We start from the raw sequence: 14,645 nt of genomic DNA, 5'->3' as shown, positions 1-14,645 counted from the left end.
GATCAACGATGTTTATGAAGGGCAAAAAAGGAGTAATCTTAGGGGTTGCTAATAATAAATCTATTGCGTATGGAATAGCAAAAGCATGTGCAGATCAAGGCGCAGAAATTGCTTTTACTTATGTAAATGATGCAATTAAAAAACGTGTTGAGCCAATAGCTGCTGAATTTGGAAGCCAAGATTATGTTTATCCATGTGATGTATCTAATCCAGATGAAATAAAAGCGTTAAAAGTTTCTTTAGAAAAAGACTTTGGAAAAATTGATTTTATTGTACATTCAATTGCTTTTGCTCCAAAAGATGGTTTAACAGGGAGATTTTATGATATTCCTAAAGCTTCTTTTGATATTGCAATGGATGTATCTGTTTATTCTTTAATAGAAGTAGTACGAGAGTTAAAACCAATTATGAGTGATTCTTGTTCCGTATTAACGCTTACTTATTATGGAGGAGTTAAATATATTCCTAATTATAATTTAATGGGAATAGCTAAAGCTGCTTTAGAAATGACTACAAAATATTTAGCAGAAGACTTAGGAAAAGATGGTATTAGAGTAAATGCTATTTCAGCAGGTCCTATTAAAACCCTAGCTGCTGCTGGAATTGGTGAATTTAGATTCATGCTTAAGTGGAATGAAGCGCATGCACCCTTGAAGAAAAATGTAACAACTACTGAGGTTGGGAATTCTGGTATGTATTTATTATCTGATTTAAGCTCAGCTGTTACAGGTGAAATTCATTATGTGGATTGTGGTTACAATATTATGGGTATGCCAGCAACTAGATTTGATGAGAATGGGAAGCAAAGAATAGCATGGAACGGCACAGATAAATAGCCACAAAGCGTAAGCTTTTTACCAATACCTTCGTTGTCTTAAAAATCTAGACAGTCACGTACGAAAGTACGCTCCTGCCTAGATTTTTACTCCGCCTTGGTCTTGAAAAAAACCTCACACTTTGAGACTATTTATAAGCATAAGAAAAAGTTTTAATTTTGGATTTAATGAATTTAAAATAAAGATTTTAAAAGTATAGGATAGTTATGAGTATAGATTTCAAAGAATTAAGTAAAAAATATGCAACGCCATATTATGTGTATGATTTTGACCATATTACTGGGCAATACAATGAATTAAAAGCGGCCTTTAAAGCAAGAAAATCAATAATTGCTTATGCTGTAAAAGCGAACTCAAATTTATCTGTTATAAAACATTTAAATACTTTGGGAGCTGGAGCTGATTGTGTTTCTATTGGAGAAGTTAATAGAGCATTAAAAGCAGGTGTAAAACCTTATAAAATCATTTTTTCAGGGGTTGGTAAAATTGATTCTGAAATCAAAGAAGCACTTGTATTAGATATATTAATGATTAATGTAGAAAGTGAAGCGGAACTAATTCGTATTGAAGAAATAGCAGCTTCAATGGATAAGATTTGTAGAATTTCTGTTCGTGTTAATCCCAATATTGATCCTAAAACCCATCCTTATATCTCAACAGGTTTACATGAAAATAAATTTGGTGTAGATATAGATACTGCAAAACGTATGTATATTCGTTGTAAAAACTCAAAGAGTTTAACTGCTGTTGGAATTCACTGTCATATTGGTTCTCAATTAACACAATTAGAACCTTTAACTGAATCTATTAATATAGTGGCAGATTTAGTAAGAAATCTAAAAGCAATTAATATGGAAATCTTATTTTTTGATGTAGGTGGAGGATTAGGAATTGTTTATGATGATGAAAAACTAATTTCTACAGAAGAATATGGTCAAATGATAATGAAAGCACTTTTTGGTTTAGATATTACAGTAATAATGGAACCAGGAAGATTTTTAGTTGGAAACTGTGGTACTTTTGTTACTAAAGTTTTGTATGAAAAAGTTAATGGTAATAAACGTTTTGTTATTGTTGATGGAGCTATGAATGATTTAATCAGACCTGCTTTATATGGGGCTGAACATAAAATCACTGTATTAAATGACAATACGAACATAAGCGATTGTAATTTAGTAGGTCCTATTTGTGAAAGTGGAGACTTTTTTGCTAAAAATATTGATTTACCACAAACTTCTCATGATGATTTAGTACTCTTACACAGTGCAGGAGCGTATTGTTTTACAATGAGTTCTAATTACAATACCAGAAGTAGAGTTGCTGAAATCGCATATGAAGATGGGAAAGAGCGATTAATAAGAAAAAGAGAAACTTTTAATGATTTGATTGCTTTAGAAGAAGAATTTATTAACTAATAGTATTTAAGGAATATTTATGGATGAATCAGGACTAATAATTTTAAGAGACAAACTGGACTCAATAGATAATCAATTATTAATATTACTTAATGAAAGAATGCAAATTGTAAAAGATGTGGGTACCTTAAAAGCAAAAAGTGGTGGCTCAATTTACCGCCCTGAACGTGAAAAAGCAATTATAGACAGGTTGGATAAATTAAATGATGGTTTATTAAACAGAGCTGCCATAGAAGCATTGTTTTTAGAAGTATTTGCAATTTCTAGGAATCTAGAATTACCAGAAAACGTTGCATATTTAGGGCCTGCAGGCTCTTTTACTCATCAAGCGGCGGAAGCCAGGTTTGGAGCTATGAGTTCTTATATTTCTATTTCTTCTATTAAGGGTGTTTTCAGAGAAGTAAGCACCAAAAAAGCAAAATTTGGAGTAATTCCTATTGAGAATTCTTCTAATGGAATAGTATCAGATACTATTTCTTCTTTAAATAAATACGATTTAAAAATCATTGCAGAAGTAGTTTTAGATATTCACCATACGCTTGCAACTACTTGTGATAAAGTAAGTGATATTAAAAAAATCTATTCAAAAGACATTGCTTTTGATCAATGTGCACGTTTTTTAGAAAACTTTGGATTGGATGAAGTTGAGCATATACCTATTGAATCAACTACTAAAGCTGCAAAACTTGCTCTTACTGAAGCAAATAGTGCAGCAATTTGTTCTCATGTGGGTGCAAAAATGTACAATTTACCAATATTATTTGAAAATATTGAAGATAAAGACAATAATAAAACACGATTTTTTATTGTAAGTGATTTTGAAAATGCAAGTTCTGGAAATGATAAAACAAGCGTTTTAGCAAAACTACCACATACTCCTGGGGCATTGGTAGGTTTTTTAACTGATTTTGATGCAGCAGGAATTAATATTACCAAAATAAAATCGCATATTGTTGATGGGCAATCAATCTTTTTTCTTGATTTTAATGGGCATAAAGACGATGAAAATGTAAGCGGTATTTTTAAAAAACATGGAGAGCATATAAAATTATTAGGCTCATATGTAAAAGAAATTGACGATATTTAAAAGGGAAATATAAATGAATTTTAATAAAGTTTTAGATGAATGTAAAATATATGAAGCAGGTAAACCAATTGAATTGGTAGTTCGTGAATATGGAATTGATTTAAAAGATATTATCAAATTGGCTTCTAATGAAAATCCTTATGGTACTTCACCAAAAGTAGTAAAAAAAGTACAAGAACATGCAAAAAATATGTTTATGTATCCAGATGATTCTATGTATGAATTAAAAGAAGGATTAGCAAGTAAATTTAATGTACAAAGTTCAAATATTATTATTGGAGCAGGAAGTGATCAAATTTTGGACTTTTGTGTAAAAGCAAAATGTGATAAAAATTCTTCTGTTCTAATGAGCCGAGTTACTTTTGCTATGTATGGAATTTATGCAAAACAAACGGGTTGTAAAATCATACAAACAAAAGACGATGAACATAACCTAGATCAATTTTTAGCTTTATATAAAGAACATAAACCTTCTTTGATTTTTTTGTGTTTACCTAATAATCCCTTAGGTGAGTGTTTGGATAAAGATGATGTATATACTTTTTTAGATGAAATTTCTTCAGATACTTTAGTTGTAATTGATGGAGCTTATCAAGAATTCGCAACATTCAAAGACAGTAAAAAGGAAATAAAAGCTCAAGATTTAATTTCTAAATATCCTAATTGTATTTATTTAGGAACCTTTTCAAAAGCGTATTCTTTGGGTGGAATGAGAACGGGTTATGGTATTGCTCAAAAAGAAATCATTCAAGCTTTATTAAAACTACGTCCTCCTTTTAATATTACGACTTTGTCTTTACTTGCTTGTATTGAAGCGTTAAAAGACGAAGAGTTTGTAAATGAATGCATAGCTAAAAATTTTATTGAAATGAAAAAATATGAAGAATATGCCAAAGAAAAAGGTTTTTCTTATATTGAATCGTATACTAATTTCATCACTTTTAAATTCGAAAATAAATATATTTCATCAGATGTAGCGCAAGCTTTACTGCAAAGAGGTATAATAATTAGAGATTTAAGTGCTTATGGATTAAATGCTATTCGAATTACTATTGGTACCACTTCTCAAAATGAAAAAGTTCTTAAAATACTCACAGAAGTATTAGAAGAAACAAAATCAGTATAAAGACAGTTTATGGACATTAGAAATAAAGAGCTTGAAGAGCTAAAAACAGTTTGTCAAGATATCAGAGACAGAATTATTGATGTTGTATCAAGAAAAGGTGGACATTTTTCATCAACTTTAGGTGCTGTTGAATTAACAGTTGCTATGCATAAAGTATTCGATGTAAAAAAAGATCCTTTTATTTATGATGTATCTCATCAGTGTTATGCCCATAAACTAATCAATGACAGATGGGATGAATTTGAGAGCATAAGGCAATATGGTGGACTTTCTGGATTTACAAAACCAAAAGAACATAAAAGTGATTATTTTGTAGCAGGACATAGCTCTACTTCTATTTCTTTAGCAGTGGGTGCTGCTAAAGCCTTTAAATTAAAAAAAGTGGATAATATCCCTGTTGTAATGATAGGCGATGGGTCCATGACAGCTGGAATGGTTTATGAAGCCTTAAATGAGTTAGGTGATATTAAACTTCCTGTTGTTATTATTTTAAATGACAATGAAATGTCAATTGCTAAACCTATTGGTGCAATTTCAAAACATTTATCAAAATTATTGGCTGGAAAATACTATCAGAGTTTTAAAGGTAAGGTAGATACGTTTATTAAAAATAATATGCCAGAAGGAACTTCTTATATTGCTAAAAGAATGGAAGCTTCTTTAAAACTAATAACACCTGGTATTTTATTTGAAGAAATGGGAATTGATTATATTGGTCCCATTGATGGGCATGATTTAGCAGAGATTATTGATACGCTAGAACTTGCAAAAGCATTGGGTAAACCTGTTATTGTTCATGCACGAACAGTAAAAGGAAAAGGATACAAAATATCTGAAGGCCAATTAGAAAAATGGCACGGAGTAGGTCCTTTTGATAAAACAACAGGTGAGTTTGTTAAAAAACCAGCACCAAAAAGTGCAACTGCTATTTTTGCAGATGCTTTATGTGATTTAGCTTCTAAACATGGAAATGTAGTTGGAGTAACCGCTGCAATGCCAGGCGGTACTGGAATTTCAAAACTTATGGATAAGTTTCCCGAGCGTTTCTGGGATGTATCAATTGCTGAGCAACATGCCGTTACATCTATGGCAGCAATGGCTAAAGAGGGTTTTAAACCTTTTATTACGATTTATTCTACTTTTTTACAAAGAGGTTTTGATCAAATTATTCATGATGTATGTTTAATGGCTTTACCTGTTGTTTTTGCAATTGATAGAGCTGGAACGGTTGGAGCTGATGGAGAAACCCATCAAGGGGCTTTTGATATCTCTTATTTAAGATATTTACCCAATATGATAATAATGGCACCAAGAGATGAAAAAACATTAATTGATGCTGTTCATTTTTCTTATACACTTGATAAACCCTGTGCACTAAGATACCCAAGAGGAAGTTTTGAAAACCTTGAATATCCCAATGACCCTTATATTTTAGGTCAAGCACAATTATTAAAAGACGGAACAAGTAAAAAACTTTTTATTGGATATGGAGCAGGTGTTAGAAGAGCGTGTGAAACTGAAAAACTACATGAAGAAGATATTGCAATAGTAGATTTACGTTTTGTAAAACCACTGGATACAGAAATGTTAAAAAACCTAGCATTAAAATACAATGATTGGTATGTGTTTTCTGATTCTCAAAAACAAGGTGGGGTTGCTTCAGCTATTTTAGAATTTTTAAATGAAGATAATGTTCAAGCAAAAGTTACCTCTTTTGAGTATGAAGACTATTTTATTGAACATGGGAATACGCCTGATGTAGAAGAAGGTTTAGGTTTACTTCCCCACCAGCTGGTAAAAAAGATAAAATAAATCTTTTTTATTGTAGTTTTGAATATTTATTTTAAATTTTAAACTACTCTTTCCTAACAATAATTTTTTTAGTTTTCAATATGAAAAGTAGACATAATTATTTTCCAAGTATCCTCTTTTTTGATTAGATTATAAGACTGTTTCCATTCTTTGATTACTACATTATTTTTGCCCATCATTTGCCAAGTAAACGTAACCAACATACTTTTTATTCCTAAGTTAATAACTTCATAATCTTTTGTAGAAAATTTAACATAACCATCTTTTTTCCATTTACTTAAAACAGAGGTGAAAAAAACTTTAGCATCATTGTTAGTATTCATAATGATGCTTTTACCATCTCCTCGTACAGAAATAAAAGGTTCATTAAAAAAAGAAGAAAACTTTTCCATATCCCAAGAATCAAAAGTACTTCCATATTGTGAAAAAAATTGTTTTGCTTGTTCTTTCAAAAATATCCTTTTAAAAAATAATTATTTGTTCTCTATGATAAAATAATCTGCTTTAAAGTGTTGTTAGACTCTTTTTATTAATGCGAATTAAATATAAAGAGTTAAGAACAAGGGTTAATAAAATAATTCCTCCACCAATAAAAGTATTAGTAGCAGGAACTTCATTTAAAAACATCCAAACCCAAATAGGTGCCATTATGGTCTCCACTATCATTAATAAACTTATTTCAGAAGCAGGTAATGTTTTTGTTCCAACGGCAATTAAAAGCCTAGAAGCAGGAGCAATTAATAAACCTGCAAGGATTAATATATACAAATTATCTGTATTTATTTCTAAACTTTGAGCAAAAACTAAAGCAATAAAAAAAGTAAAAAATCCAGAACTTGAGGTTACTGCAAGTCTGTTTACTTTTTTATATCTTGATAAAAATACAAAAGCCAAAGAAAAAAAGTTGGCACATAAAAATGCGTAAAAATTTCCAATCATTGTACTTTCTTGATTTTGAGAATAAAATATTACAAAAAGACCAAGGAAAATAAAAAAGGAAGAAATATAAATATTTTTAGTACTTTTTTCTTTGTAAAATACATAAGCATATATAGAAGAAAACAAAGGCGAGGCACTTAATATCATAACAGTATTTGCAACAGAGGTATTTTTAATAGCAGATATGAAAAAGATATTGGACAGACCAAAAAAAGCACCACAAAGTAAAATAATTAAAAAGCCGCTGGTATAAGCACTTAGAAAATTTTTCTTTTCTTTTTTAAATAATAAAAGATTCATAGAAAAAAACATGAAAATTCCTATATAAAAAGAATAACTTAAAGAAGAAATAGATGTTAATTTAATTAACAAAGATTCAAAACTCATTATAAATATACCAAGTGCTGTAAGTAAAATAGCTCTTAAATGATTATTTGACATGGTATTAACTCTCCAAAAAAGGAAGAAGTTTTTCAATGCATAACCCCATGGCACAGGATTCATAACCCTTAACTTCTTTTATATAAGGTTTACAAAAACCTTCAACCATTATAGCTCCAGCTTTTCCAAAACACTCTCCTGAGCTTATATATTCATCCATATCTTTTTTATCAAAAGTAGAAAAAGTATAAGTAGTAATAGAAATATCAATAATTTCTATATCTTCTGATTTGTAAATCATACAAGTAATTACAGACGTTTTATTTCCACTTTGAAGTTCTAACATACGTCTTGCATCTGTTTCATCTTTTGCTTTTCTTAATAACTCCCCATTAGCTGTTACAACTGAATCGGCAACTAAAAGGGGCATATCATTAACACCATATTTAGCGTACAATTCTTTGTATTTTCCTAGTGTTGCTTGGTAAACAAAACTTTTTGGATCTTTAGTTTTAATAGAATCTTCATCAAAACTTCCACCGTTTTGAACAAAATTGATATCAAAACTGTTTAATATATTTGCACGTGTTATTGAGTTTGAACCAAGTCTTAACAAAATCTACCTTTTTTATTTGAATTATACTCTATTTATATATAATACACTTAAAAATTATTCAAGGATTTTTATGAATATTGTTGTTATTGGAGTAGGTGGTATTGGGAGTTTTTATGGGCTTTTATTGCAAGAGCAAAAACATCAGGTACAGTTTGTATCAAGAGGCCAAACTCTAGAATATTTACAAAATAATACACTCATATTAAATCATCCTAAATTTAGGATTGAAAAAAATATAAATGTTTGTTCAATGCAAGAGCTAATAAAAAAAGACTTTTCAAACATTGATGTTATTTTTCTTACAACAAAATCTATGTCAACAGAAAAAATTTCTTTAGAATTGTCTTCTTGGTTTAAAGACTCAGTAAAAATTCCTTATATTGTATCTTTACAAAATGGGGTTGAAAATGAGAATATACTTAGTACAAATATAAAAAAAGAGTTTATTATTGGTGGGTTAACACGTTTGATTGCCGCTCATATAGTAAAGCCTGGATTAGTAGAATCCCAAGGCGAAGTGGAGACTATTTTAGGTGCATTAGTACCTAATAAGGAAAATCAAATTTTTCTAAATAACTTAAAAAAAATATTAGATGAAACGCCAACTCAAACAATACTTTCAAAGAATATAATAAAAGAGTTGTGGCTTAAACTAATTATTAATAATGGAGTAAGTGCTTCTTGTGCACTCTTAGAAGAGAAATCGGGTGTTTTAATAAACAACCAAAAAACCTCTAAACTTGTATATGGATTAATGCAAGAAGCAGGAATTGCATCTAAAGCATTAAATTTAGGAATAACACAAAAAGAGGTTGATGAAATGTTTGAATTAATGAAAAAATTCGATTCAATTAAACCCTCCATGTGGATAGATAAAAACAATAATAAAGATTTAGAATTAGAAGAAATTTGTGGAAGTGTGATTAAATACTGTGAAGTACAAGGCCTTGATGCCCCTTATACAAGAAGTATTTCTACTGTTTTAGAATTTTTATACAATAAAACAAGACAGAAATAATTCAAAATATATAAATCTGAAATACAAAACTTTATTTTTAAACAGTAAAAATAAAGTTTGTAATAATTAAATAAATATGCTTTAGAATTTGTAAGTCATAGCTATATTATAGGTTCTTCCTTGTAAAAAAGTGCTTCGTACAATAGTTGGATCAATTTCTGGGGTTTTATCAAAAACATTGTTTACGGCAAAACTTAAATTAAAATCTTTGTATTGGCTTGAGATTCTACTGTCTACAAGCAAATAAGAGTCAGAGACAATAGTATCTTCTTTTTTTAAAGGATCAAAAGAATCTGTAATATAGTGTTTGATATTACCAATGTATTTTATTCCAGAAGCAAGGGTTATATTTCCAAGTGCTGTATTTTTCAAGGTGTAATCTGCCCATAAAGAAAGACTTAAATCTGGAATTCTCTCCATATCTCTGCCTTCATGTTCTGCATTAGTAGTATCTCTTTGTTTTGCAGATATTTTAGATAATGAAAAAATAATATTGGTATTTTTACTGGTTTGAAAAGATAAGTCTATTTCTATTCCTTTTATATCTGAGCTTGAATCTTGTATTTGAAAACTTTCACTTGTACTGTTTGTAGGATCAGAGCTTAGAATATTTTCTTCTTTGATATTATAAAAAGAGAAAGAGAGTAAAGCATCAATATTTTTAGGTTTATATTTAGCCCCTATTTCTATTTGTTTTCCAAGTGAAGGCACATATTGTTTTTTCTGTTTATTCGTCCCTGGGTTGGTTACAAAAGATGTAGAGTAGGAAATATAAGGGCTAAACCCATTATCAAAAGCATATGCTAATCCAATCCTACCTGAAAGATTTGTATCTTTTTGTTTTTGTTTTGTATCATTAAAAGTATCATCGTTTATTTGCTTGATTTTGTCATATCTTAGTGCTGTGGATAAAATGATTCTGTCATTAATAATGGCTTGATTTTGTGCATAGAAAGCTAATTTATTAATACTTTCTGTCTCTTTTTTATCTATTTGAGAATTTTTTGCAATGTTTTGAGTGCTGTAAGGATTAAACAAATCAACTAAAAATAAGATATCCTCATAACCTTCCAGTTCAAGTTTTTGATGATGATAATCTATTCCAATCATAGATTGATTCGTTATATCTTTTGTTTGCCAAGAATATTGAATATTATTGTCAAAAGAAATACTGTCTAAAGAACTAAGCTCTTTATCTTTTGTCATTCTAATGGTACTTAAATTTGCAGTTCCAATCATGGTAGGTAAATAATTGTTATCAAGTCTGGATTGAATATATTCACCTTTGTTTTTTTCTATTCTAAGATTAGAATTAATGCTTAAAGAATCATTGATTTTATGCTTTAATAAAGTAGTAATACTTTGAGTACTTCTTTTTAATTTATCATCTTTTGCATCTCCTAAGTACATACGGCTAGAAAGATTTGCATTGTTTAATGAGTCCGCACTTGTTTGTACATGGGAATAATGTTTTAATATATTTTTGTGGAATACTAATTCTCCTGTATTTCCTGATAAATAGGAAGCGGCTAACATATTATTCTTTGAAAAAGAAGTTAAAACATCTAACGTCGTATTATCATTAATATAAAAAGTAAAAGCAGGGTTTATAAAATAGTTTGTATTTTCTACAAAATCAACTTCTCCTTTGGATTTTTTGTATTTTCCGGTGAGTCTAAAGAGAATATTTTTATTAAGAGATGTGTTTAAATCTGCAAAAATAGATTTTGAATTAAATGAGCCGTTTGCTATTCCCACTTCATTTTTATCCTCAAGGTTTGGTTTTTTACTTTGCATATTTAATAAACCACCAGGTGAACTTGCTCCATACAATACAGAAGAAGGTCCTTTTAAAACTTCAACTTTTTGCAAAGAATAAATATCTGTTATTCTTCCAAAATATCCCAAAAAAGGTACTTGTAAAGCATCTAAAAAAGTAGAAGAGGCCAACATCCCTGAGGCTCTTATTGTATCTGTGTTTCTCCTTATATCTCCATTTTCACCGTACTCTTGTGAAATTCCAGAGGTATAAGATACTGCATTATTAATGGTTTGAGCATTTCTACTTCTCATTAAATCACTGGTAATAACGGCTACACTTTGTGGTATTTTGTTTATATCCATGTTCATTTTAGAACCTGTAGAACTTTTCCTTGCAATATAGCCTTTTATGTTTTCATAGGCATTTTCTTCATAAGACAAGACTTCATGAGTAATGTCTGCTTTTGAACTAGTAGGGAGTAGTTTTTTTCTAATAACTATTGTATTGTCTTTAATTATTGCTTCTAAACCACTGTTTTTTAATAAGAGATCTAAAGCATTTTTTAAACCTTCTACTTTGGTGATTTTTTTGCTTACTTTGTTTTCTAAAATACTGCTATCTACTAAATAAGGTATTTTAGCAATTTTAGAGATTTCTTGAATAGCTTCTTTTAAAGAAGAGGTATTTGTAGTATATGATTGCGCGCTTAAGGTATTTGCATACAGTAATAAAGCAAGACCAGGAGCAATCACAGAGCTTTTAAATAGATTCATTTATATCCTTGTAATGATTATGAGAATTGTTCTCTTAGAAAGGAAGACGTGAAAGTAAAAAAAAACAGACAAAAAAATCTATTTATTTTGAAATTTGTTTTTTATGTAGACAATATTTTTATTTTTTCTTATATGTATGGGGTGAATTAAAGGAAGGGTTGTTAATAAATTATCAAAACCATTAACATCAAATTCTCCAGAAATCAAATAAGATTCGAGTAAAGTGTTTTCAAAATTAATTTTAATATCCAAATATTTTGCAAATTCATTCATAACTTCTTTTAAAGGAGTTTGCTCAAATATTAATTTTCCTTGTTCCCATAAAGCGATGGTATTGACATCTAGATGGGTAAGTTTAAGTACATCTCCTTGTTTATTTAAGGATATTTTTTCTCCTTTTTTTAAAAGAGCTAAAATTTTTCCTTCTTTATTAATATTGTAAATTTTAGCGATTTTTACTTTTCCTTCTTTTACTTTTATATTCACAAAACCATTAATATTGCTAACTTCAAATGTTGTTCCAAGGACTTCAATACTAGTATGATTTGTTTTTATAATAAAAGGGCGACTTTTATTAGAATGTACAGAAAAAACAACCCTCCCTTGCTCTAAATTGACTTCTCTTGTGTTTTTGTAATATTTAATACTCAGTTTTGTATTAGAATCTAAAGAAATAATAGATTGATCTTTTAAAAGTATATTCTTAATAACTTTTTGTTGGCTCATATAACTTCTTTGAAATAATATTTCTTCTTTTTTATAATAAGTGAATATTCCAGAAGACAATAATAAAAGTAAAGAAGCAGCAATTGTGTAGGGTAGTATGGTTTTGAATAAATTCTTTCTTTTTTTCTCAATTTTAAGTTCTTCAAATATTTCTTGGCTTAATTCTTTTAGTATATCCTTTGATAAATTTTTAATTTTTCTTTTTAAACTTTTTTCTTTTTCAAAAGCAAAATAATGTTCTTCTTTTTCATTTAACCATGATAATAATGCCTCTTGTTTAAAGCTTGAGTGTTTTTCATCTTGTAAACTCAACCAAATACAGGCTTGTTCTTGTATTGAAAGTCTTTTATTCATACACTACATCCTTATTGTTTTCTAAACTTTCTTTTATTTGCAAAGAAGCTCTTGATATATGTTTTTCAACAGCACTTACGCTTATATTAAGTAAAACAGCAATTTCTTTTCTTGAGTAACCCTCAACAACATGTAAAACAAAAGCTTGTTTTCTTTTTTTTGGTAATTTTTGGATTTCTTCTAATAAAAACTGATTTTCATTTATTTGCAGTATTTTTTCTTCTGCTTGTTTATCTTCTGAGATAAAACGTTCTTCTTCAAAATTAATAAGATGATTTTTATTATTTTTTCTTGCTTGGTCAATAATAATATTTTTTGCTACTCTATATAAAAAAGCACGTTTATTTAAAATAGGAGTGTTAGGATGAGATTCTAACGCTCTGGCATAGGTTTCTTGTGTGATATCTTTAGCATATTCTTTGTCTCGTACAATTTTTTGAATATAAAAATATAATTCTTTATAATACGATAACATGTATTCAAGCTCCTATGATTAATACTGAGAATTATAATCATAAAATAATAAGTAAAAACTTAAATTAAAGAAAAGAAGTAAATATTATATATTTTCTTTTTTTTTGAAATGTCACTTTTAGTTCATTTAGCTTTATTATAATTTCAGCAGTTGAAGTAAACACGAGTTGTTTTATTTGATATTTTTATGAACTCCTTTTATATTAATTTAAATAAAGCGATTATACGATTATTTTTTAATCATATAAATCATATCCTTTCTCCCTATACTTTTTATATAATGATTTCGTATTTACTTCTATTCAACTAATCTAGGTTATAATAAGCTTTATTACTTACCTAGGATTTTCAATGTCTTTATTTTTTATAATCTTACTTAAAATATTTCCCTTATACCTTAATGTCATTTTAGGTTATGTTGCTGCTAAATCACTGCAGGTACAACGAGAATCTATTGCCACTTTATTGATCTATATTTTGGGACCTATAGTTGTTTTTTCTGCAACACTTTCTGTGAAAATTAATTTTGCAATTGCAATGATTCCCATTTTTTTATATATTTTTTGTTCTTTAATCGCTTTTTTAGCTTTATTTATATGGGGAAAATCTTGGAATAATCCCACAGGAAATATTTTGGCTTTTTCTGCAGGTACGGGAAATACTGGTTATTTCGGTATTCCTCTTGCTGTTATTTTTTTTCCTCCTGCTTTAGCTGATATTTATATTTTTGCTGTTCTTGCTTCTTTATTGTATGAGAGTACTACTGGTTTTTATGTAACAGCAAAAGGAAATTTCACGGTTAAAGAATCTCTTGTTAAAATATCAAAACTGCCCATTTTATATGCTTTTGTTTTAGGACTGTGTTTAAATATTATTGGTTTAGAAATTCCAGAAACATTGAGTGCTTATACTTCGCAGTTTAAAGGGGCGTATGGAATCTTAGGAATGATGATGTTAGGAATGGGCCTTATTGGGTTAAAAGGAAATGAAGACAACTGGGATAAAAAATTTATTACCATTACTTTTATTATAAAATTTATTTTTTGGCCACTTGCAATGTTGTTTTTTATATATATAGATAAAACATTTTTACAAATTTTAAACAATGACTTATATAAGGTTTTATTTTTATTCTCTATTGTTCCCCTTGCTGGAAATTCAGTTACTTTAGCCGTATTATTAAATGCAAAACCAGAAAAAACTGCTTTAACTGTCTTTCTCTCAACCCTTGTATCTGTACTTAGTATTCCTTTCTTTGTTTATTTATATGGTGGTTTTTAATAATGTTTTAAAAATTATTTATTTTAATTTAAGAATAAATATAAT

Annotated in this window: 13 protein-coding genes; 7 read left to right on the top strand and 6 right to left on the bottom strand. The window is 28.8% G+C overall.

From position 1 onward, the window contains the following. Positions 1 to 8: 8 nt before the first annotated feature. From fabI to HRT41_06110, 5 genes are all read left to right on the top strand, one after another. Positions 9 to 836 carry an enoyl-ACP reductase FabI gene (fabI, locus tag HRT41_06130; GenBank protein ID NQY23591.1) on the top strand — a complete coding sequence of 276 codons (828 nt, stop codon included), beginning with the start codon at positions 9 to 11 and terminating at the stop codon, positions 834 to 836. 206 nt (positions 837 to 1,042) lie between these two features. Continuing rightward, positions 1,043 to 2,251 carry a diaminopimelate decarboxylase gene (gene lysA, locus HRT41_06125; protein NQY23590.1) on the top strand — a complete coding sequence of 403 codons (1,209 nt, stop codon included), beginning with the start codon at positions 1,043 to 1,045 and terminating at the stop codon, positions 2,249 to 2,251. A gap of 19 nt (positions 2,252 to 2,270) precedes the next feature. Further along, positions 2,271 to 3,338, top strand: coding sequence for a chorismate mutase (pheA, locus tag HRT41_06120; protein NQY23589.1), 1,068 nt, complete (start codon positions 2,271 to 2,273; stop codon positions 3,336 to 3,338). A 13-nt stretch (positions 3,339 to 3,351) separates the two neighbouring features. Next, positions 3,352 to 4,464, top strand: coding sequence for a histidinol-phosphate transaminase (locus HRT41_06115; GenBank protein NQY23588.1), 1,113 nt, complete (start codon positions 3,352 to 3,354; stop codon positions 4,462 to 4,464). Positions 4,465 to 4,473: 9 nt separating this feature from the next. Continuing rightward, entirely contained in the window at positions 4,474 to 6,276 is a 1,803-nt protein-coding gene (locus tag HRT41_06110; protein ID NQY23587.1) for a 1-deoxy-D-xylulose-5-phosphate synthase, read from the top strand. 68 nt (positions 6,277 to 6,344) lie between these two features. On the opposite strand, the gene HRT41_06105 is transcribed toward HRT41_06110, so the two are convergent. The 3 genes from HRT41_06105 to maf are packed head-to-tail and all read right to left on the bottom strand — an operon-like array spanning position 6,345 to position 8,212. Further along, positions 6,345 to 6,728 carry a hypothetical protein gene (locus HRT41_06105; GenBank protein NQY23586.1) on the bottom strand — a complete coding sequence of 128 codons (384 nt, stop codon included), beginning with the start codon at positions 6,726 to 6,728 and terminating at the stop codon, positions 6,345 to 6,347. A 52-nt stretch (positions 6,729 to 6,780) separates the two neighbouring features. After that, positions 6,781 to 7,719: a DMT family transporter gene (locus HRT41_06100; protein ID NQY23585.1), complete on the bottom strand. Its 939-nt coding sequence runs from the start codon at positions 7,717 to 7,719 to the stop codon at positions 6,781 to 6,783. Next, positions 7,661 to 8,212, bottom strand: coding sequence for a septum formation inhibitor Maf (gene maf, locus HRT41_06095; protein ID NQY23584.1), 552 nt, complete (start codon positions 8,210 to 8,212; stop codon positions 7,661 to 7,663). Before maf ends, HRT41_06100 begins: the two co-directional genes overlap by 59 nt. A gap of 70 nt (positions 8,213 to 8,282) precedes the next feature. On the opposite strand from maf, the gene HRT41_06090 reads away from it, so the two are divergent. Further along, on the top strand, positions 8,283 to 9,230 hold the full coding sequence (locus tag HRT41_06090) for a 2-dehydropantoate 2-reductase (protein NQY23583.1): 948 nt from the start codon (positions 8,283 to 8,285) through the stop codon (positions 9,228 to 9,230). A gap of 81 nt (positions 9,231 to 9,311) precedes the next feature. On the opposite strand, the gene HRT41_06085 is transcribed toward HRT41_06090, so the two are convergent. From HRT41_06085 to HRT41_06075, 3 genes are all read right to left on the bottom strand, one after another. Then, positions 9,312 to 11,765 (bottom strand): TonB-dependent siderophore receptor, encoded by a 2,454-nt coding sequence (locus HRT41_06085; GenBank protein NQY23582.1) that lies wholly within the window; start codon positions 11,763 to 11,765, stop codon positions 9,312 to 9,314. Positions 11,766 to 11,843: 78 nt separating this feature from the next. After that, complete coding sequence (locus HRT41_06080; protein ID NQY23581.1) at positions 11,844 to 12,845, bottom strand: FecR domain-containing protein; 1,002 nt, start codon at positions 12,843 to 12,845, stop codon at positions 11,844 to 11,846. Next, positions 12,838 to 13,320, bottom strand: coding sequence for an RNA polymerase sigma factor (locus tag HRT41_06075; GenBank protein NQY23580.1), 483 nt, complete (start codon positions 13,318 to 13,320; stop codon positions 12,838 to 12,840). Before HRT41_06075 ends, HRT41_06080 begins: the two co-directional genes overlap by 8 nt. Before the next feature lie 350 nt (positions 13,321 to 13,670). Between HRT41_06075 and HRT41_06070 the strand changes: the two genes are divergently transcribed. After that, positions 13,671 to 14,600 (top strand): AEC family transporter, encoded by a 930-nt coding sequence (locus HRT41_06070; GenBank protein ID NQY23579.1) that lies wholly within the window; start codon positions 13,671 to 13,673, stop codon positions 14,598 to 14,600. The last annotated feature ends 45 nt before the right edge of the window (positions 14,601 to 14,645 follow it).

Source organism: Campylobacteraceae bacterium (assembly GCA_013215945.1).
In the GTDB taxonomy this organism is placed as follows: Bacteria; Campylobacterota; Campylobacteria; order Campylobacterales; family Arcobacteraceae; genus NORP36.
Note: the sequence above shows the minus strand (reverse complement) of the source record. Positions and strands in the feature narration are given on the sequence as shown.

What these genes read in the sequence shown, in the direction of transcription:
- fabI (NQY23591.1), top strand. Translation starts at nt 9, where the DNA reads ATGTTTATGAAGGGCAAAAAAGGAGTAATCTTAGGGGTTGCTAATAAT.
- lysA (NQY23590.1), top strand. Translation starts at nt 1,043, where the DNA reads ATGAGTATAGATTTCAAAGAATTAAGTAAAAAATATGCAACGCCATAT.
- pheA (NQY23589.1), top strand. Translation starts at nt 2,271, where the DNA reads ATGGATGAATCAGGACTAATAATTTTAAGAGACAAACTGGACTCAATA.
- HRT41_06115 (NQY23588.1), top strand. Translation starts at nt 3,352, where the DNA reads ATGAATTTTAATAAAGTTTTAGATGAATGTAAAATATATGAAGCAGGT.
- HRT41_06110 (NQY23587.1), top strand. Translation starts at nt 4,474, where the DNA reads ATGGACATTAGAAATAAAGAGCTTGAAGAGCTAAAAACAGTTTGTCAA.
- HRT41_06100 (NQY23585.1), bottom strand. Translation starts at nt 7,719, where the DNA reads ATGAATCCTGTGCCATGGGGTTATGCATTGAAAAACTTCTTCCTTTTT.
- HRT41_06090 (NQY23583.1), top strand. Translation starts at nt 8,283, where the DNA reads ATGAATATTGTTGTTATTGGAGTAGGTGGTATTGGGAGTTTTTATGGG.
- HRT41_06085 (NQY23582.1), bottom strand. Translation starts at nt 11,765, where the DNA reads ATGAATCTATTTAAAAGCTCTGTGATTGCTCCTGGTCTTGCTTTATTA.
- HRT41_06080 (NQY23581.1), bottom strand. Translation starts at nt 12,845, where the DNA reads ATGAATAAAAGACTTTCAATACAAGAACAAGCCTGTATTTGGTTGAGT.
- HRT41_06075 (NQY23580.1), bottom strand. Translation starts at nt 13,320, where the DNA reads ATGTTATCGTATTATAAAGAATTATATTTTTATATTCAAAAAATTGTA.
- HRT41_06070 (NQY23579.1), top strand. Translation starts at nt 13,671, where the DNA reads ATGTCTTTATTTTTTATAATCTTACTTAAAATATTTCCCTTATACCTT.